Consider the following 17,988-nt stretch of genomic DNA (forward strand, 5'->3'; position numbering starts at 1 on the left):
CGGTTCGTGTCCTCAGATTTGGTGATGGATACTTGCTTGTTGGCAGGCTCGATTATTTTGAAAAACGGTGGAGAGACATACCGGACGGAAGAGACAATGGCATTGATTGCGAAGGCTGCGGGGATGGATGACGTCAACAGCTCGGCTACGCCTACGAGCATCATCCTGTCCTTCCGTTGCAGTGGATTAGATCATACAAGAATGGTTCGTACCCCCAAACGTACGACCAACCTCAATAAAATTACGCTCGTGAATGATGTTTCCCGACAGTTTGTCGGTGGGAAAATTAATTTGGAGCAAGCCTATCGGACACTGCGTGAGATCGATCAGAAAAGGCAGATCTATCCGAAATGGTTGCAGCATCTAGCAGCCGCTACGGCCAGCGGCTCCTTTTCTATGCTTGCAGGGGGAGATTGGGGCAGTCTGGTTCCTTCTGCGATGGCCGGGTTGATTGTGAATCTGAGTCAGGAATATTTAGAACAGTTTGTCCGGATGAAGTTTTTTACGGAGTTCTCCGCCGCTTTATTAGGGGGGCTTTTCGCGTTGTTGAGCGTGACGATCTTTCCACAGTTGCATTTAAGCATCATTATTATTGGTGCGATGCTTCCGTTGTTTCCGGGGATCGCCATCACCAACTCGCTTCGGGATTTGATGGCTGGTGATTTGGTTGCAGGTGTTTCACGCGGAGTAGAAGCCATGCTGACAGCTGTCTCCGTAGCGGTAGCCACAGCCATTATTCTTTCGTTTACGAGGTGAGTACGATGTTGTTACAAGGATTGGCGCTTAGCTTCGCCTCTTCAGTAGCCTGGTGTGTGCTGTTCAATGTGCCGGTTCGAACAATCGTAGCGGGTGGTTTTGCCGGAGTGGTCGGTTTTCTCGTTTACTCCATTCTTCCTATCTACGGTGCAGAGGTCTTGTTGTCGACGTTTGTTTCGGCTGCTGCTGTCTCTTTGCTCAGTCAGCTCTTATCTATTATACTGCGAGTTCCTTCTACGAATTTTAGCGTCGCGGGCATTATTCCACTGGTACCGGGATCGTTGGCTTACAAAGCCATGCTTGCCTTCGTGAATAATGATTATGTCGGAGGGATTACCCAGGCGACCAAGACATTGATGGTGGCCGGCGCGATTGCTTCTGGACTTATATTTGGAATTTCGGTTCTGACGATTTGGAAAGGAGCTCGCTATGCTGGCAAGCGTGCGCAACGAGATTGAGTCCGAGGGGCTTTTGCTTTCAGGTGAGACCATTGTTGTCGGAATTTCCGGCGGCAACGATTCTACCGCACTGTTGCATATATTGGTTTCTCTCAATAAACAATACCAGTATAATTGGAAGCTGCATGCGGTCCATCTTAACCACGGCTTTCGTGGGGAAGAAGCAAGGCAGGACGCGCTCTATGCAGAAGAGCTGTGCCGTGAACTCGGCGTGGCTTTCCATCTGTTTGAGTACGACGTTCCTGCTTATATGGAAAAAACGGGACTGGGCGGGCAAGAAGCAAGTCGCGACATTCGCTATCGGCTTTATCGAGAGGTAGGTCTGGCGCAAGGAGCGACCAAGCTGGCATTGGCCCATCATGCTGACGATCAAGTGGAGACAATCCTCTTTCGTTTTGTGCGAGGCAGCAGGTTGCATGGATTGACAGGGATGCCGAAGCGAAGAATGCTTGCGGATTGCCCAATTGAGCTCGTGCGTCCGCTCTTGCATAAAACGCGTCAAGAACTGGAAGGCTACTGTCGGGAACATCGACTCGCCCCTCGTGAGGATAGTAGCAACCAATCGCGCAAGTATACGCGCAATCTGCTGCGTCTGGATGTCATGCCTTTATTGGAAAAAGTGAATGACAAGTATCGGGAGCATATCTTGGCTACTGCAGAGGCAATCCGGCAGGACGAAGCGCTTTTAATGAGGCTGGCGATTGATCAGTTGAAAGAGGTAACGATTGAGAAAAAACCAGAAGCATTTTTGATGGACAATGACAAGTTTCAAACTTGTGACGTTGCTTTACAAAGGAGAATGATTACTCTAATATTAAGTTATCTCTCAAAACATACCGAATGGTCTTCGCAACATGTGGAGACCGTTTTGCACATGCTAGGGGGAAGTCGCCCTTCAGCGGAATTGCATTTGCCGAATGACCTGGTAGTCGACCGGGTGTACGAGCGAATCACTTTCCGTCGTAGAAAGCGACAGGATCGCATACATACGTATAGTTACGAGCTCGCCGTTCCCGGTGTAACCTGGATCGACGAGAGCAAGGCCACGGTACATATTACTTACCTGGAAGGTCCCATGGATTGGGAGCGACTCCCGGCGAATGAAGCGGTCTTTGATGCCGATCAGTTGCCAGGATCGCTGTATTTGCGTAACCGAAAACCTGGAGACCGCATCACCCTGTTTGGCTCAGCAGATGGAAAGAAGCTAAAGGATTTATTGATTGATGCCAAATTTCCGCGAGCATGGCGTGACAAACTTCCGCTTTTGACGGCGGGCGATGAGGTGATTTTGGTACCAGGTGTGCGCCGTTCCGCCGTAGCGCCTGTCCATGGACAGACCAGGCGTTTTCTACACGTGCGGGTAGAGTTTGGAGAAGATTGGCGGGAGGTTTTTTCATGAATCAAGACATCGAGAAGATTTTGCTATCAGAAGAGGATATCGCGGGTAAAGTTCGAGAATTGGGTGAGACGCTGGCTGCAGAATACAAGGATAAAAATCCATTGGTCATCTGCGTGCTGAAAGGTGCAGTCATTTTCATGGCTGATCTGATCCGTCACATGAACATTCCGTGCGAAATGGACTTTATGGCAGTTTCCAGCTACGGAAGTGGAACAGAGTCCTCTGGCATGGTGAAAATCTTGAAGGATCTCGATACATCTGTGCAAAACAGACACGTACTGGTTGTAGAAGACATCATGGACAGTGGACTGACGCTGAGCCGCTTGGTAGAGCTGTTGCGTCATCGGGAAGCTGCTTCTGTAAAAGTGGTGACTCTCTTGAACAAACCAGAGCGTCGCAAGGTGGATATTTCACCGGATTACAAGGGTTACGATGTTCCAGACGAATTCGTTGTGGGATACGGCTTGGACTATGCCGAGCACTACCGTAATCTGCCGTATATCGGTGTATTGAAGCCTGAGGTCTACACGAAGTAGGTTTGTTGTGGAGACCGTACTTTCTATGATAAAATGTGAAAAGTGTCTGTTCGTGAGAGGAGGTAAGGAATGAATCGCTTTTTTCGTAATACCGGGTTCTACCTACTGATTTTTCTTGTCACGGTCGGGATCGTGAATTTCATCCTCTCCGGTACTGATAAGGTTGGGAAACTTACATATCAGGAATTCCGGGTACAGCTAAAAGCTGACAACGTCACTGAGTTGGCGCTTCGACCAGAGAATGGTACTTATAGGGTCGAGGGTACGTTGGCAAAAGCTATTCCGGGACAGGAAAGCAACAAATTTTTTACCAATGTTCCTTTGTATGACTCAGATGTTGTTAAGCTAGTCGAAGAGAAAATCGATGCACAAAAGATGAAAAATGTAGTTGTCAATCCTGCCGAGGGTAACAGCATTTGGCTCACGTTCTTGACCTCTATCATTCCTTTTGTCATCATCTTCATCCTGTTTTTCTTTCTTCTCAACAATGCCCAAGGTGGCGGAAGCCGAGTAATGAACTTCGGTAAAAGCCGCGCGAAGCTTTACAATGAAGAAAAGAAACGCGTTACCTTTGACGACGTAGCAGGAGCGGACGAAGAAAAGGCTGAGCTGGAGGAAGTCGTTGATTTCCTAAAAGACAACCGCAAGTTCAATGCGGTTGGCGCTCGTATTCCAAAAGGGGTACTGCTCGTAGGTCCTCCGGGTACAGGTAAAACCTTGCTCGCTCGCGCTGTTGCAGGCGAAGCTGGTGTGCCATTCTTCAGTATCTCCGGTTCTGACTTCGTGGAAATGTTCGTTGGGGTGGGTGCATCCCGCGTACGTGACCTGTTTGAAAATGCGAAGAAAAATGCTCCTTGCATTATCTTTATTGACGAGATTGACGCCGTGGGTCGTCAACGCGGAGCTGGACTCGGCGGCGGCCACGACGAACGCGAGCAAACTCTCAACCAGTTGCTCGTAGAGATGGACGGTTTTGGTGGAAACGAAGGGATCATCATGATCGCTGCGACCAACCGACCTGACATTCTCGACCCAGCTCTCTTGCGTCCGGGACGTTTTGACCGTCAAATTACCGTTGATCGTCCTGATATCAAAGGCCGTGAAGCGGTGCTCAAGGTTCATGCCCGCAACAAGCCGATTGGCGAAGACGTGAAGCTGGACGTGATTGCTCGTGGTACATCGGGCTTCACGGGTGCAGACTTGGAGAACTTGCTGAATGAAGCGGCTCTTTTGACTGCCCGCAGAAACAAAAAGCAAATCACGATGACGGAAGTAGATGAAGCGATTGACCGCGTGATTGCAGGTCCAGCGAAGAAGTCTCGCGTAGTGAGCGAAGACGAACGCCGTCTGGTTGCCTTCCACGAAGCCGGTCATACGATCATCGGATACCACTTGAGAAATGCAGAAATGGTACATAAGGTAACAATCATTCCGCGCGGCCAAGCTGGCGGATACACCGTGATGCTGCCGAAAGAAGACCGTTTCTTTGCTACCAAACAAGACCTGCTCGACAAAATCGTTGGTCTGTTGGGTGGACGTGTTGCGGAAGAATTGGTGCTCGGGGATATTAGTACCGGAGCGCATAATGACTTCCAGCGCGCGACTGCTATTGCTCGCAGCATGATTACCGAATACGGAATGAGCAAGCTCGGACCGATGCAGTTCGGTAAGAGTCAAGGACAGGTATTCCTGGGCCGTGACTATGGCAATGAGCGTAACTACTCCGATAAGATTGCCTACGAGATCGATCTCGAAATGCAAAATATTATCAACGAGTGCTACGCAAAATGTACAGAATTGCTGACGACGCACCGTGATCAGCTCGATCTGATTGCGAACACGCTGCTCCGTGTAGAGACTCTCGACGCTGAGCAGATCAAGCAATTGATCGAAACAGGTAAAATGGATAACGATCCAGATGCAAATAAAGATGTGGTCGTGAACATTCAACCGAAGCTGGAAGAAGTAAAAGAAGAACCAAAGCAAGAAGATACAAACGAAGAACCGAAACAATAAGGGGCGCCTCAGGTGCCCTTTTTTGCAATATCGGAAAGTATTAGGTTAAATTTTTAAAAGGTATCGATGAACAATAAAGCTAGTGAGAAGAAAAAGCACAGGGCTCGTAGACCTTGACAACGCCAGCCCAGTCGGAACTTTAAAAAGGGGACCACGCTTGTCGAACACTTCTTCCTTGAGAAACTTCCGCCCGTAGGGTGGCTTTGGCTCGACGGTCCCCTTTTTAAAGTGAAGACGGCCAGTGAATCCCCCTGCTGGCGTGTCAGAGTCGAAGAAACCTGTGCTTTTTCTTCTCCTCCACTATGTTGACTCAAAGGCAAATCCAATGCGAATGAGAGGGATAGGATATGTTGCTAACACCAGGCATGGCTGCATTTGACATGGATGGAACCTTACTGACTCACGATTCAAAGCTTACAGAAGGAACGAAAGAAGCACTACGCCAATTGCAACAACAAGGCTGCAAACTCGTTTTGTCTACGGGCAGGATGTATGGCTCCGCTCAAATTCCGATCGATTCCTTTCCTTTTGACGGCTATGTCTGTAGCAATGGGGGCGCTGTATTCGAAGGTGACGGCACGCTGGTCCGTCGATGGCTCCTTCCTACCGAGATGGTAATTGGTGCGATCCATGCACTGGGGCAAGAAACGATTTATTATGAGCTACATGATACCAACAGCAATCGCTGGATGATCAAAGAAGACCGTGAACGTTTGGAAGCGACCATCAGTGAGGACGCGTCTGTGGAAGGGTTCTCGATCTTGAATTTTCCATACTACAGGCTTGCTCGCGTAGAGCCATTGGCAGAGATGCTGGAAAAGGTGGAGTCCGGGGAAGTAGAAATCGTCAAGTTTTTCATCTGGCATCATGACCCGGAGCGTTTGGAGTGGGTGAAAGAGAAGCTAAAGCCTTGGAGCGAGCAAGTGACCATCACTTCATCCGGAAAGCAGAATGTCGAAGTAATTCCTCAAGGAGTTTCCAAATGGGAAGGGCTTCAATACTTCTGTGAGAAGTGGGGAATCTCCCCAGAAAAAGTAATGGCATTTGGCGATGCAGAAAACGATCGTGAGGCGTTAACGGGCGCAGGATATTCCGTTGCAATGGAAAACGCTTCTGACGAGATCAAGCAGGTGGCCAAATATATCGCCCCACACCATAATGAGGAAGGCGTTGCCCGATTTATTCGGGAGCGCGTTCTTGGAGAGAAAGGCGAGTAAGAAAATGAAAAAGCAGAAGCTGCGTCTGTACAGGCCTGTTTCTGCTTTTTCGTTCAAAATGTACCACGTTGACAAGGTGAGGTTATACGCTTACAATGACCGTAAATTATGACACCACCGTAGGGGGATTTTTTCCATGGACGCTTTAGCGTTAGAAAAAAAAGCCCAGCGCAACGCTGAGTTACGTGAACGACTGCTGCAGTTGAAGAAAGAGCGTAATGCCATCATTCTTGCTCACTTTTACCAACGTCCCGAGATTCAGGAGGTCGCTGACTTCATTGGAGATTCCTTTGGGTTGGCGCAAAAAGCGAAAGAAACGGATGCTGATGTGATTTTGTTCTGTGGGGTTCATTTTATGGGAGAAAGTGCAAAAATTCTCAATCCCCAAAAGACCGTCATTATTCCCGACGAACGGGCTGGCTGTCCGATGGCGGACATGGTGAACGTAGACGGGCTCCGCAAGCTCAAAGCACAGCATCCAAATGCAAAAGTAGTGGCTTACATCAATACTTCTGCGGATGTCAAAGCAGAAACTTACATCTGCTGTACCTCGTCCAACGCGAAGCGCGTGATCGAGTCGATCGACAGCGATGAGATCATTTGGGTGCCGGACAAAAACCTCGGCCACTATGTATCCCAATTCACGGACAAGAAGATGATCATTTGGGAAGGGTACTGCAACACGCATGACCAACTGTCTGTAGAAGACATCATGACGTTGAAGCAGCAGCACCCGGAAGCTGTGGTTGTCGTTCATCCGGAGTGCCGCCCAGAAGTGGTGTCCCTGGCTGACTACGTTGGTTCCACGACCGGAATTTTGAAATACTGCCGTGAGTCTTCGCACAAGGAATTTATTATCGGAACGGAAGACGGCACACGCTACATGCTGGAAAAGGACAGCCCGGACAAAACGTTCATTTTCGCTTCCAAGTACCTCGTTTGCCCGAATATGAAGGTGAACAACCTGAAGAAATGCGTAGAGGCGCTGGAGAATATGAAACCGGAGATTTTTGTGTCGAAGGATGTTGCTGATGCGGCTCGTGCTTCCCTGGAGCGCATGCTTGCGGTAGCGCCTGCTTAAGGGGCAGTCTAATCAAATGCAAAAAGGGAGTAGAGCGCAGGGGCTTTACTCCCTTTTTCTATTAGGAGGCTTTGGTCAAGGGCTGGATGTCTTTTCGTCGGTAAATGTTCAGGACGAGTCCCATCAAGGCCATTTGAAGGATGAGTTGCGCATTTCCATAACTTACAAATGGAAGAGTTACACTTGTTGGAGGTACCAAGCCGAGTGACATGAAAATACTCCAAAAATATGGGGTGAAAAAGAGTGTCATTATGCCAATTAACAGCATGGAACCGTACAAATCCTTAACCTGTCTAATGGTACGAATTAAGCGAGCCAATAACACAATGCCTAAGATAAAAAAGACTGTTCCAGCCACTAATCCTAAGGTGTGGACCAGATAAACAAAAATATAGTCAGATTCAAGTACTGGAACAGTATTTAAGGTGGAGCCAAAGCCATGCCCCCATAATCCTGCTGATTGGATGGCTTTCATGGATTGAATAATTATTGGATAGCCTTTTCCGTTTGGATCCAAGTATGGGTTTAAGTAATAAGTAATACGATCCAGTTCGTATGGTTTCGCAAACATATAATACTTGGCAACAAGAATAGTAAGCGATATGCCTAGGAAGCTCAAAACAGTAGGCCATTTGGTTCGAGACGAAATCAAAAGTGTGACGTAGCCGATCAAATACAACAGAACGGCAAAAGCGCGACCTCCTAATAAAAGAAGCAGTAATGGGGGGAGGAAGTAGGCTAAAGCTTTTACTATTGTAAACCGTCCGTTTTCCTTCCACTCGGTGAAAAATCCCGCGATAGCGACGATGAGCAGGAACGGGCTTATATAGATTACGTCGAGCGCTGCAACCCTGATATCTAAATAAGGGATACCATTTATCGGTTCCCCGAAAGCCAGCGTAAAAAGTAATAAGAGTAGCGTAAAGAAATACAAAAGTCGGCTGTAGCGCTTCAATTTACTGTAATCAGAGAAGAGAATCGCCACCAAAGCGACAGTGCCGATCAAAATACCATTGACCTGCCTTTCCAGCAAATTTCGTTCGTCTTGCGCCATTTGGAGGGAATACAATATCAACAGGCCTACTCCGAGCAGGATTCCGATGATGGCAAGTATGCCCCACTCCATCCGCGGCTTGTGCGCCTGATGCAGATGTCGCCCTACATCAACAGGATCACCCATCTCCGCAATGGCAATCCGAGTCGCTTCTTCATCCCCGTACCCAGCCTCACGATAATCCTCGATTTTTTCTGCGAAATGATTCTCCAACTCCAGCGTAATCGCTGCATGAACCTCTTTGTTTTTGATCTGATCGCAAACTTCTTTTATGTAATGGGCAGTTCGCTTGTTCCCATTCATGTAGCCTGCCCTCCCAGCACGGAGTCAACAGCGGTACGAAAAGATTCCCACTCCTGTTTCTTTTCTTTCAGATGTTTCTTGCCTTCGCGGGTGATTTGATAATATTTGCGTTTTCGCTCTCCTTCACCTTCGCTCCAAAACGCCTCAACCTTTCCTTCAGACTCAAGGGTATGAAGAATGGGATAGAGGGTGCCTTCCTTAAGAGACAGCACACCGTTCGAGCTTGTTTCCATCGTTTTGATCATCTCATAGCCGTACATCGCCTTTTGTTCCAGCAAGGTAAGAATGAGAATGACCGTACTGCCTTTCATCAACTCTTTGTTGATTGCCATAGCTACCTCCTTATACCTCGGATTTCGATACCTCGAATATCTATGTATCATTCTATTCCATAAAAGAGAAAAAAACAAGACTTCCTCATCGGGAAGTCTTGTTATATGTGTTTAGGAAGGCATCGGGGTGGGAGTTGGTTTTCCATAGCCTTGCCCATAAGTTTGGTCGATGTAGTTACGAATTTCTTTTGTAGATTTGCCTTCTTCTTTTAGTTTTCCAGAAATAACGGCGATTTCCATGCATACGCCGCAGCGAGTGCCGTGGTCATCCCAGACGATGGAGCCATCAGACTTTTCTTCTTTGATGAAGCAGTTGCCATTATGCCCGTGTCCAGCACTTTCACCACAACCACAATAGCATGGAATGGATTTAAGCAGCTCACGGTTTGCCGCAGCAACTTTGTAGGATTCGATAATGACAGGGTCTTGGTTGTCTAAAAATTTCGGTAGCTGATCAGCGGAAGCAGTCAATTCCTGCAAATCACCATTGGGGGCGTGCTGCGTGTGATCGCTATGATTCTGTTCAGCTTGATCAGTAGAGCCACAGCCAGTAAGCAGAGCTGCGGTGATAAAAGTAATGGCTAACCATGATTTACGTTTCATCTTGGACATACCTCCTGCCAGTTATTTTATCATAATCAGATGGAGAAATTGTGAAGCTGGGAGAGAAGATGGGCACTTATGACATTTAAATCGGAATAAATCCTATTTACTTTTTGGGCGCCTCTTCGTATAATGAAAAACGACGAGAACGTAAATCGGAATCATTTTGAATTGGAGCAGGAGGAAATATAGATGAAAAGAGCTATGGTGGCAGCCCTAAGTTTCATTACGGCAGTGGGGCTGGTGGGATGTGGAGCAGCAAACGAAACGGCTGGGACTCCGCAAACTGGCAGTGACGCATCCGGGAAACCAAAAGTATACACGACGATTTACCCATTGGAATATGTAGCGAAGCGAATCGGCGGTGAACACGTGGAGGTAACGAATCTGGTTCCCGCTGGTGTAGAGCCTCACGACTACGAGCCAACCGCAAAAGACATGGTCGCTCTGTCCGGAGCAGATATCTTCGCCTATAACGGCAGTGGTTTGGAGCTGTGGGTAGAGAAGGCTGTAACCAACCTCGACAAAAACAAGACAACGATCGTTAATGCGACGGAAGGTCTCGAACTGATTCGTGCAGCTGAGCATGAGCATGAAGGAGAAGAGCACACAGAAGAAGGTCACGCAGAAGAAGCAGGGCATGACCACGGGGATCTGGACCCTCATGTATGGCTTGATCCGATGCAACTGAAGGCACAGGCAGAGAAGGTCAAAAATACGCTCGTGCAAAAGGATCAAGCTCACGCTGCCGATTACGAAAAGAACTACACACAACTAGCAACAGACCTGGAGCAGCTGGATAAAGAGTTCAAAGCTATGGTTACGCAAGCGCCGAAGAAAGAATTCATGGTTTCTCATAGCGCATTCAGCTATATGGCAAAACGCTACGGGCTGGAGCAAATAGCGATCTCTGGGGTCAATCCTTCTGATGAGCCATCCACGGCTGAGTTGAAGAGCTTGGTGGAGCATGTAAAAGAACACAACATTTCTTATGTGCTGTTCGAGACGCTAGTTTCTCCGAAGGTAGCGGAAGTGATTGCGAAGGAAGCTGGCGTGAAGACGGCTACGCTTAATCCGTTGGAAGGTTTGACGGAAGAAGATGTGAAAGCAGGCCGTGATTACTTGTCCATCATGCGCGACAATATGAATACATTAAAAACTGCACTCCAATAAGCATTCCCTCGAAAAGATGTCGCTGCCCAGGCGGCATTTTTTCGTTAGTAGGATGCTTGTGGTTCGGGCAAAATCGTAGTACGATGAAGGGAATCAAATAAGAACAAATCCGATTTAAGGGATGGATATTTCATGGAACCACATAAACAAGAGGTGCCTGTCATTAAGCTCACAGGCGTTTCCTTTCAATATGAAGACAAACAGGTTCTCGATGAGGTTGAATTCACACTGGAACGAGGAGACTTTGTGGGCATCGTCGGGCCGAATGGATCAGGGAAATCTACGCTGATGAAGCTGATTTTGGGTCTGTTGACGCCAAACAAAGGGACAGTGGAGCTGTTCGGGCAACCACTATCCAAGTTTCGTGAATGGAATCGCATTGGATACGTTGCTCAACAGGTCGCGCATGGAGCGGGTGGATTTCCGGCAACGGTGCGTGAAGTTGTGTCATCTGGATTGGTCGGCAAAGTGGGCCTTTTTCGCAGACTGACGGGTCAGCATCATGAGAGTGTTCGGGCTGCGGTGGAGCGTGTCGGTTTGCTGGAAAAGCTGGATCAACGAATCGGCAACTTGTCCGGCGGGCAATTGCAGCGCGTATTTATAGCGCGAGCTCTCGTAGCTGAACCGGAGCTGCTGATCCTCGATGAGCCAACAGTCGGGGTCGATCAGGAATCGATCGATCAATTTTACAGCTTGCTTCGTTCGCTGAAGGAAGAGAACGGATTGACGATGATGATCGTCAGCCACGATGTGGGAGTTATGTCGCAATGGGTGACCAAGGTGGCTTGTGTGCAGAAGAAAATTCACTTCCACGGAACGGCGCACGATTTTGAGCATAACCAAGAAAAAATCTTGCAAAGTATGTACGGTGATTCGGTCAGATTGCTGTCTCATCATCATTAAGCTTTGTAAATAGGTAAGAAAGAAGGAATATACACATGCTTGCTGATTGGTGGCAGTATGACTTTTTGCGGTATACCCTGTTTTCAGGGATTTTAATTGGTCTGATCTGCCCTATTTTAGGTACGTTTCTCATTGTTCGTCGCTTGTCGATGATGGCAGATGGCTTGTCACACGTTACGCTGTCCGGTGTAGCTGCCGGGATGCTCATTTCCAAAAAGGTCGCCTTCTTCTCCGCAGTCAATCCGCTGTTTTTCGGGATGTTGTTTGCGGTGATTGGTTCGTTGTTCATCGAGCGGCTGCGTAAGGTGTACAAAGCGTATCAGGATTTGGCGATTCCGATTATTTTGTCCGCGGGACTTGGGCTGTTTACGGTATTGATCAGTATCGCAGACGGTTTTAACGCAGATTTGTATTCGTACTTGTTCGGAAAAATCGTTACAGTGTCCATCGAAGACTTGTATGCGCTGATTGGTGTGGCAGTTGTTGTTTTAGGGACAGTTTTGTTGATCTACAAGGAGCTTTTTGCGGTCTCCTTTGATGAAGAATTCGCTCGCGTCTCCGGCGTGGCAAGGCGTTCGATTAACCTGTGGTTCATGGTGCTTGTTGCTCTGACGATTGCGGCTTCCATGCGTATTGTCGGTGTCCTGTTGATTTCGGCGCTGATTACGCTTCCGGTGGCAGCCAGTCTGCAAATCGCAAAAAGCTTTCGTCAAACGATTTTCTTGTCGATTTTGTTCGCGGAGTTTTCCGTGTTGAGCGGTTTGTATTTTGCCTATCTCCTTGATTGGGCATCTGGTGGTACAATTGTACTGATGGCAGTACTGGTTATGCTGGTTGTATTGGGTGTAAAGAAGCTGCGGGTCGCTTTCCGATAAGAGTTATCCGGATATGACAAAAGGAAGGAGTGTTTGTCGATGAAAGTAGAAGAAGCGCTGCAAATATTGAAAGACCATGGTTTCAAGTATACCGGCAAGCGGGAGGAGATGATTCGAATCTGCGCGGCCGAGAAGCGATACCTGTCTGCCAAAGATATTATGGAGAGAATCAAGGAGCAGTATCCGACACTCAGCTTCGATACCGTCTATCGCAACATTTCCACTTTTGTTGAGCTGGGGATTCTGGAAGAGACCGAGCTGGACGGGGAAGGCAGATTCCGTTTGGCCTGTTCGACAGACGGACACCATCATCACCATGTGATTTGTACGGAATGTGGAAAGACTTCTTCTTTGCCAGGATGTCCGATGAATATCATTTCCGCAGTGCCGGAAGAGTTTCAGGTGACGGGGCATAAATTCGAGGTATATGGCACGTGTAAGGAATGTGTAACGCATTCGAATTAATCGGATAGAGGGGAGTGTTCGCTTTTGCGGGCGCTCTTTTTTTGCATCTCCTTCAAGCGTGTATTTGCTATAATGGGTGGAAAATCATCAGTTACAAGAGAGAAGGGACACAGTCATGATTCCCCGTTATATTGTGGACTTTGATTTGCACACCTTACCTCGGATGAGGGCAGATGTAGCTGTTATTGGAGCAGGAATTGCTGGGTTGTATACGGCGTTGCAAACGAGTGAGTATACGGATGTGGTGTTGATCAGCAAGAAGGGACTCGATGACAGTAACACACGCTGGGCTCAGGGAGGAATCGCTGCTGTAACAGCCCAATCAGATTCTCCTGCCCTTCATCGACAGGATACATTAATCGCTGGAGCAGGTCTTTGCTCGTATAACGCTGTGGAGGTCCTGGTGCATGAAGGCCCTGATCGCTTGCATGAACTGATTGCATATGGAACGGAATTTGACCGTGATGAACAAGGGCAGTACGAGCTGACACAGGAGGGGGCGCATAGCAAACGACGTATTTTGCACGCGAACGGAGATGCCACTGGGGCAGAGATCGTCCGCGCTTTGTCCAAGCGTGTGATGGAGCAGCCAAACATTCAGGTTTTGGAATATCATTTTGCAGTGGATGTCATCACGCAGGATGGCGAATGCGTGGGTGTCCTCGTGCGGAAGCCGGATGGCGAACTGTTTTTCCTGGAAGCCAAAGCAACGGTGCTGGCAACAGGAGGAGCAGGTCAGCTTTACCGTTATACGACGAATCCGCAAATCGCTACGGCAGATGGGATCGGCATCGCGTATCGGGCGGGCGCTCGCATTAAAGATGTTGAATTTATCCAGTTTCATCCGACTGCGCTTTATTATCCGGGAGCCCCGCGCTTTTTGATTTCGGAAGCGGTTCGTGGAGAGGGTGCCATTTTGCGTAACAGCAATGGTGATCGCTTCATGGACAAGTATCATCCGCAAAAAGAGCTGGCGCCGCGTGATATTGTCGCCCGGGCGATTGTCTCTGAGATGGAACAGACGAAGTCTACGTTCGTGTATCTCGACATCACCCACGAATCAGAGGAGCTAATTAAGCGTCGTTTTCCGACGATTTATAATTTTTGCTTACAATATGGGCTCAATATGGTGACAGATTGGATTCCAGTAGCTCCTGCTTGCCATTATATTATGGGCGGGGTCCAGACTGACTTGCACGGAGAGACCTCGACAAAGCGGCTTTTTGCCTGCGGGGAAGCATCCTGCACGGGGGTACATGGAGCGAATCGATTGGCCAGCAACTCGTTATCGGAAGCGGTTGTATTCGGTCACCGGATCGCGGAGCGGATCAAGCAGCTTACTGATTTGCCGAGCATTCATCCCTTCCAGGTTGTTTCCAAGCAAAAACTGCCTCAAACGTTCCATACACGTGAACAACGATTGAAAATGCAAAAGCTCATGCTGCGGCATGTTAGTGTCAAGCGCGACGAAAAAGGGTTAACGAAAGCACTGGCAGAGCTTGCGCGAATGGAGCAATACTACCAGTACGAGCCTGAGAGCCTGGAAACGTTTGAATTCTTCAATCTGCTGAATGCTGCCGTCCTGACAACGAGAGCGGCACTTTTGCGGGAAGAAAGCAGAGGTGGGCATTACCGTACTGATTTTCCGAATAAAGATGACTTGGTGTGGCGCAAGCATTTGATCCAGTCTGTAGAAGATGGTGTCCAAGAGGAGTGTGAGAAGCATGATGTGGAATAAACGGGAGCTTCAGAGAAAAATAGAGGAATGGCTACAGGAAGACGTGGGATTTGGTGATGTTACCACGATGAGTACGATTCCTGAATCGGAGCAGGGTGTCGGCATTTTATATGCGAAGGAAGCGGGGATTGTGGCAGGCTTGCCAATTGCGGAGCAAGTATTTTCCACGGTTGATTCTACCCTCGTTTTTGAGGCAAAAGTCGAAGAAGGAGCACGAGTGGAGGTTGGTCAGCAGATCGCCGAAGTCAGCGGCTCGGTTCGTTCGATTTTGAGTGGAGAGCGGCTTGCGCTTAATTTAATGCAGCGTCTGTCTGGGATTGCCACGAAAACGAGTGAATACGCAACGGCCGTCGCAGGGACGAAAGCACGGGTTGTCGATACGCGGAAGACCACGCCAGGCCTTAGGGCTTTGGAAAAGTACGCGGTTCGAGTCGGGGGAGGCTACAATCACCGTTTTGCCTTGTATGATGCCGTGATGATCAAGGACAATCACATCAAAGGAGCGGGCGGTATCGCGCAGGCTGTTGCAGCGGCACGCGCGGTTATTCCTCATACGATGACAGTAGAGGTAGAGGCCGAATCGTTCGAACAGGTTCAGGAAGCATTGGCAGCAGGTGCAGATACGATCATGCTCGACAACATGTCCCTCGATCAAATGGTGGAAGCTGTGCAGTTTATCAATGGACGGGCCATTGTCGAGGCATCTGGCGGTGTGAGTCTGGAGACGATTGGTGACATTGCAAAAACAGGCGTAGATATCATTTCGGTAGGGGCGCTGACTCATTCCGTCAAAGCATTTGATATCAGCCTCGATCTGAATACACGCAAACGGTAAGGAGCGACCACGATGTTATTGGTGATCGATATAGGCAACTCCAATATTGTGCTGGGTTTGTATGAAGGCGACGAGCTCCAACACCATTGGAGAGTGTCCACAGATCGGAACAAAACGGAAGACGAGTACGGCATGCTCGTCAAAAGCTTGTTTGGTAGCGTGGGGCTTGGTTTTGAACAGGTGAGAGGCGTCATTATCTCGTCTGTCGTGCCGCCTCTAAACCTCACGATTGAACGCATGTGCGGGAAGTACATGCAACAAAAAGCGCTGATTATCGGACCCGGTATCAAGACGGGACTGAACATCAAGTATGAGTATCCGCGAGAGGTAGGTTCCGATCGAATCGTGAACGCGGTTGCTGCGATTCATCATTATGGTGCTCCACTCATTGTTGTCGATTTTGGTACGGCGACGACCTTTTGCTATGTGGACGAGCGGGCGCAGTATTGGGGCGGGGCGATTGCTCCTGGTATTGGGATATCGACAGAGGCGCTCTTCACTCGTGCTGCCAAGTTGCCGCGAATTGAAATCGCCAAGCCCGCAAGTGTAGTCGGCCGCAATACAATAGCGGCGATGCAGTCCGGCATTTTCTATGGGTTTGTCGGTCAGGTCGAAGGCATTGTACGCAGAATCATGGATGAATACGGTACGCGTCCCACCGTAGTTGCTACGGGAGGGCTGGCAGCACTTTTTGCGAATGAGACCTCTTGTATTCATGTCGTGGATCAGAACCTTACGCTAAAAGGACTTCGTTTGATCTATGAGCGGAATCAATCATAGTGGATGTCGAACATATTTGCAGAAAAACATTTCAGGATCATCTGGATCTAGATGAGTCAGGGTTCCGCAGTGAGCGTATCCGAGCTTCAGACAGAGACGTTGCATTCTTTCGTTGGAAAGGTTAGTAGAAGTGAACAATTTCTCCGTAGGGGAGATCGTTTCCAGATAGCGCATCATCTCCTCGCCAACCCCTCGGTTCTGATAGTGAGGGTGAACAATGAGCAGATGAATAAAGCTGTTCTTAAAAAACGATTGATTGATGATGGCAAAACCGACGATATTCATGTCGATTAACACCAAGTAGCAATGCCCTTGCTCGATGGCTTCTTGAAGTTCAGGTGAACGACTGGTTGAACCGAGAACCATTGCATCAATCGTACAGACAGCAGGAATGTCTTGAGGAGTAGCTAGACGGATCGAGGTCATTCATTTCAAATCCTTTCTACTTGTAAATCGTTGCTAATGTTGTATGGAATGGAAAAAGGGTGTTAAACTACTGGTAGAGATATTGATGATCCGACATATAAATAAAGGAGCCAATACCGTTGCAGCGGCAAGGCTCCTGAGACAAGTAGCTGTGGCACACCCACGGCGCGCATGATTACAAAAACAGCGAACCCACCGTCAGGCGGTCAACCTTAGGCGGTGGGTTTTCGCTTGTTACGCCACTTTCTTATCCATCGGTAGAGCTTCCTGCTGCTAAACCATAGGCTTAGCAAGGTTGCCAGTACTTTTAGGAAAAGGTAAAGCGTGCCGAGCGAGACCATCAGCATCACCCCCTTTACAGGAAGCTGTGCCGTGGTCTTCCACCGCCAGTCTTGTCTTACGTTAAATTATACCATTTCAGCATTCCATATAGTGAGTTCTCTTGTTAGTGCAGATGCGAGCTGGCTCGACAAAAAGAGTGGTATTTGGAGAGGGACACTGCTACTGACAGGTAATGATATATACGTAGTTCACATCCATGGATGGGGACAGAGAAAAAAGTTGAGATTTTCATTACTTTTCGTTGACAGCACATGCTTCACGCGCTACAATGGCTATTGTGCCTAGCAGAAAAGTTATGTCACATTGAACTTTTTAAGTTTCTTTAAAAAAGTTCTTGCGTTTCAGATGAATGCATGCTAACATATGAATTCTGAAAGGCAAACAAGCGGATCGCTTTGATCCACTTCAAATATACGGATGGATGTCCGAGCGGCCGAAGGAGCACGATTGGAAATCGTGTAGGCGGTGTCGAACCGTCTCGTGGGTTCAAATCCCACTCCATCCGCCATCACTTTCTTAGAAATGGCCCGTTGGTGAAGCGGTTTAACACAGCAGCCTTTCACGCTGTCATTCAGGGGTTCGAATCCCCTACGGGTCACCTAGCAAAACACCTCCAATGAAATAGCGGGGGATTGCGGAGGCTTAGCTCAGCTGGGAGAGCATCTGCCTTACAAGCAGAGGGTCGGCGGTTCGATC

At 48.4% G+C, this 17,988-nt stretch carries 18 protein-coding genes and 3 tRNA genes (1 of these 21 running past the window's edge); 17 read left to right on the plus strand and 4 right to left on the minus strand.

The window, feature by feature from the left end; translation table 11 throughout:
- Nucleotides 1-6 precede the first annotated feature (6 nt).
- The 7 genes from EL268_RS00900 to nadA all read left to right on the plus strand — a co-directional run bounded on the left by EL268_RS00900 (nt 7) and on the right by nadA (nt 7,463).
- On the plus strand, nt 7-756 hold the full coding sequence (locus EL268_RS00900; RefSeq protein ID WP_106657048.1) for a threonine/serine exporter family protein: 750 nt from the start codon (nt 7-9) through the stop codon (nt 754-756).
- A 5-nt stretch (nt 757-761) separates the two neighbouring features.
- Nucleotides 762-1,214 (plus strand): threonine/serine exporter family protein, encoded by a 453-nt coding sequence (locus EL268_RS00905; RefSeq protein WP_106657049.1) that lies wholly within the window; start codon nt 762-764, stop codon nt 1,212-1,214.
- Entirely contained in the window at nt 1,186-2,613 is a 1,428-nt protein-coding gene (gene tilS, locus EL268_RS00910; protein WP_106657050.1) for a tRNA lysidine(34) synthetase TilS, read from the plus strand. The genes EL268_RS00905 and tilS overlap by 29 nt, the downstream gene beginning before the upstream one ends.
- Complete coding sequence (gene hpt, locus EL268_RS00915; protein ID WP_047074507.1) at nt 2,610-3,149, plus strand: hypoxanthine phosphoribosyltransferase; 540 nt, start codon at nt 2,610-2,612, stop codon at nt 3,147-3,149. Before tilS ends, hpt begins: the two co-directional genes overlap by 4 nt.
- 69 nt (nt 3,150-3,218) lie before the next feature.
- The gene (gene ftsH / locus EL268_RS00920; RefSeq protein ID WP_106657051.1) at nt 3,219-5,165 is read left to right on the plus strand and encodes an ATP-dependent zinc metalloprotease FtsH; all 1,947 of its coding nucleotides are present in this window, start codon (nt 3,219-3,221) and stop codon (nt 5,163-5,165) included.
- Between the two features lie 347 nt (nt 5,166-5,512).
- On the plus strand, nt 5,513-6,382 hold the full coding sequence (locus EL268_RS00930) for an HAD family hydrolase (protein ID WP_106657052.1): 870 nt from the start codon (nt 5,513-5,515) through the stop codon (nt 6,380-6,382).
- Nucleotides 6,383-6,518: 136 nt separating this feature from the next.
- Nucleotides 6,519-7,463, plus strand: a complete 945-nt coding sequence (nadA, locus tag EL268_RS00935; protein WP_106657053.1) for a quinolinate synthase NadA — start codon at nt 6,519-6,521, stop codon at nt 7,461-7,463.
- 61 nt (nt 7,464-7,524) lie between these two features.
- Here the strand turns inward: nadA and EL268_RS00940 are convergent, their stop codons facing one another.
- The 3 genes from EL268_RS00940 to EL268_RS00950 all read right to left on the minus strand — a co-directional run bounded on the left by EL268_RS00940 (nt 7,525) and on the right by EL268_RS00950 (nt 9,755).
- Nucleotides 7,525-8,820: an FtsW/RodA/SpoVE family cell cycle protein gene (locus tag EL268_RS00940; RefSeq protein ID WP_106657054.1), complete on the minus strand. Its 1,296-nt coding sequence runs from the start codon at nt 8,818-8,820 to the stop codon at nt 7,525-7,527.
- Entirely contained in the window at nt 8,817-9,152 is a 336-nt protein-coding gene (locus EL268_RS00945; RefSeq protein ID WP_106657055.1) for a PadR family transcriptional regulator, read from the minus strand. Before EL268_RS00945 ends, EL268_RS00940 begins: the two co-directional genes overlap by 4 nt.
- A gap of 111 nt (nt 9,153-9,263) precedes the next feature.
- Complete coding sequence (locus EL268_RS00950; RefSeq protein WP_106657056.1) at nt 9,264-9,755, minus strand: PCYCGC domain-containing protein; 492 nt, start codon at nt 9,753-9,755, stop codon at nt 9,264-9,266.
- Nucleotides 9,756-9,947: 192 nt separating this feature from the next.
- Between EL268_RS00950 and EL268_RS00955 the strand changes: the two genes are divergently transcribed.
- The 7 genes from EL268_RS00955 (at nt 9,948) to EL268_RS00985 (ending at nt 16,524) form a co-directional block, all read left to right on the plus strand.
- Nucleotides 9,948-10,928, plus strand: a complete 981-nt coding sequence (locus tag EL268_RS00955; protein ID WP_106657057.1) for a metal ABC transporter substrate-binding protein — start codon at nt 9,948-9,950, stop codon at nt 10,926-10,928.
- Nucleotides 10,929-11,060: 132 nt separating this feature from the next.
- Entirely contained in the window at nt 11,061-11,831 is a 771-nt protein-coding gene (locus EL268_RS00960; protein ID WP_047074517.1) for a metal ABC transporter ATP-binding protein, read from the plus strand.
- A gap of 35 nt (nt 11,832-11,866) precedes the next feature.
- Complete coding sequence (locus EL268_RS00965; protein ID WP_007729939.1) at nt 11,867-12,706, plus strand: metal ABC transporter permease; 840 nt, start codon at nt 11,867-11,869, stop codon at nt 12,704-12,706.
- A gap of 39 nt (nt 12,707-12,745) precedes the next feature.
- The gene (locus EL268_RS00970) at nt 12,746-13,171 is read left to right on the plus strand and encodes a Fur family transcriptional regulator (protein WP_047074521.1); all 426 of its coding nucleotides are present in this window, start codon (nt 12,746-12,748) and stop codon (nt 13,169-13,171) included.
- A gap of 115 nt (nt 13,172-13,286) precedes the next feature.
- Nucleotides 13,287-14,909: an L-aspartate oxidase gene (nadB, locus tag EL268_RS00975; protein ID WP_106657058.1), complete on the plus strand. Its 1,623-nt coding sequence runs from the start codon at nt 13,287-13,289 to the stop codon at nt 14,907-14,909.
- On the plus strand, nt 14,896-15,744 hold the full coding sequence (gene nadC, locus EL268_RS00980; protein WP_106657059.1) for a carboxylating nicotinate-nucleotide diphosphorylase: 849 nt from the start codon (nt 14,896-14,898) through the stop codon (nt 15,742-15,744). The genes nadB and nadC overlap by 14 nt, the downstream gene beginning before the upstream one ends.
- A gap of 12 nt (nt 15,745-15,756) precedes the next feature.
- Nucleotides 15,757-16,524, plus strand: coding sequence for a type III pantothenate kinase (locus EL268_RS00985; protein ID WP_088910223.1), 768 nt, complete (start codon nt 15,757-15,759; stop codon nt 16,522-16,524).
- Here the strand turns inward: EL268_RS00985 and EL268_RS00990 are convergent.
- Nucleotides 16,519-16,950, minus strand: coding sequence for a GNAT family N-acetyltransferase (locus EL268_RS00990; RefSeq protein ID WP_106657060.1), 432 nt, complete (start codon nt 16,948-16,950; stop codon nt 16,519-16,521). The genes EL268_RS00985 and EL268_RS00990 overlap by 6 nt on opposite strands.
- Nucleotides 16,951-17,707: 757 nt before the next feature.
- Here EL268_RS00990 and EL268_RS00995 point away from each other — a divergent pair.
- The 3 genes from EL268_RS00995 to EL268_RS01005 form a co-directional block, all read left to right on the plus strand.
- Nucleotides 17,708-17,800: transfer RNA gene (locus EL268_RS00995), tRNA-Ser, on the plus strand.
- Nucleotides 17,801-17,816: 16 nt separating this feature from the next.
- Nucleotides 17,817-17,890, plus strand: a tRNA-Glu gene (locus EL268_RS01000).
- A gap of 38 nt (nt 17,891-17,928) precedes the next feature.
- Nucleotides 17,929-17,988: transfer RNA gene (locus tag EL268_RS01005), tRNA-Val, on the plus strand; it runs 16 nt beyond the window's last position.

Origin of the sequence: Brevibacillus brevis (genome assembly GCF_900637055.1) — a bacterium.
In the GTDB taxonomy this organism is placed as follows: domain Bacteria; phylum Bacillota; class Bacilli; order Brevibacillales; family Brevibacillaceae; genus Brevibacillus; species Brevibacillus brevis.

What these genes read in the sequence shown, in the direction of transcription:
- EL268_RS00905 (WP_106657049.1), top strand. Translation starts at nt 762, where the DNA reads ATGTTGTTACAAGGATTGGCGCTTAGCTTCGCCTCTTCAGTAGCCTGG.
- tilS (WP_106657050.1), top strand. Translation starts at nt 1,186, where the DNA reads ATGCTGGCAAGCGTGCGCAACGAGATTGAGTCCGAGGGGCTTTTGCTT.
- hpt (WP_047074507.1), top strand. Translation starts at nt 2,610, where the DNA reads ATGAATCAAGACATCGAGAAGATTTTGCTATCAGAAGAGGATATCGCG.
- ftsH (WP_106657051.1), top strand. Translation starts at nt 3,219, where the DNA reads ATGAATCGCTTTTTTCGTAATACCGGGTTCTACCTACTGATTTTTCTT.
- EL268_RS00930 (WP_106657052.1), top strand. Translation starts at nt 5,513, where the DNA reads ATGTTGCTAACACCAGGCATGGCTGCATTTGACATGGATGGAACCTTA.
- nadA (WP_106657053.1), top strand. Translation starts at nt 6,519, where the DNA reads ATGGACGCTTTAGCGTTAGAAAAAAAAGCCCAGCGCAACGCTGAGTTA.
- EL268_RS00940 (WP_106657054.1), bottom strand. Translation starts at nt 8,820, where the DNA reads ATGAATGGGAACAAGCGAACTGCCCATTACATAAAAGAAGTTTGCGAT.
- EL268_RS00945 (WP_106657055.1), bottom strand. Translation starts at nt 9,152, where the DNA reads ATGGCAATCAACAAAGAGTTGATGAAAGGCAGTACGGTCATTCTCATT.
- EL268_RS00950 (WP_106657056.1), bottom strand. Translation starts at nt 9,755, where the DNA reads ATGAAACGTAAATCATGGTTAGCCATTACTTTTATCACCGCAGCTCTG.
- EL268_RS00955 (WP_106657057.1), top strand. Translation starts at nt 9,948, where the DNA reads ATGAAAAGAGCTATGGTGGCAGCCCTAAGTTTCATTACGGCAGTGGGG.
- EL268_RS00960 (WP_047074517.1), top strand. Translation starts at nt 11,061, where the DNA reads ATGGAACCACATAAACAAGAGGTGCCTGTCATTAAGCTCACAGGCGTT.
- EL268_RS00965 (WP_007729939.1), top strand. Translation starts at nt 11,867, where the DNA reads ATGCTTGCTGATTGGTGGCAGTATGACTTTTTGCGGTATACCCTGTTT.
- EL268_RS00970 (WP_047074521.1), top strand. Translation starts at nt 12,746, where the DNA reads ATGAAAGTAGAAGAAGCGCTGCAAATATTGAAAGACCATGGTTTCAAG.
- nadB (WP_106657058.1), top strand. Translation starts at nt 13,287, where the DNA reads ATGATTCCCCGTTATATTGTGGACTTTGATTTGCACACCTTACCTCGG.
- nadC (WP_106657059.1), top strand. Translation starts at nt 14,896, where the DNA reads ATGATGTGGAATAAACGGGAGCTTCAGAGAAAAATAGAGGAATGGCTA.
- EL268_RS00985 (WP_088910223.1), top strand. Translation starts at nt 15,757, where the DNA reads ATGTTATTGGTGATCGATATAGGCAACTCCAATATTGTGCTGGGTTTG.
- EL268_RS00990 (WP_106657060.1), bottom strand. Translation starts at nt 16,950, where the DNA reads ATGACCTCGATCCGTCTAGCTACTCCTCAAGACATTCCTGCTGTCTGT.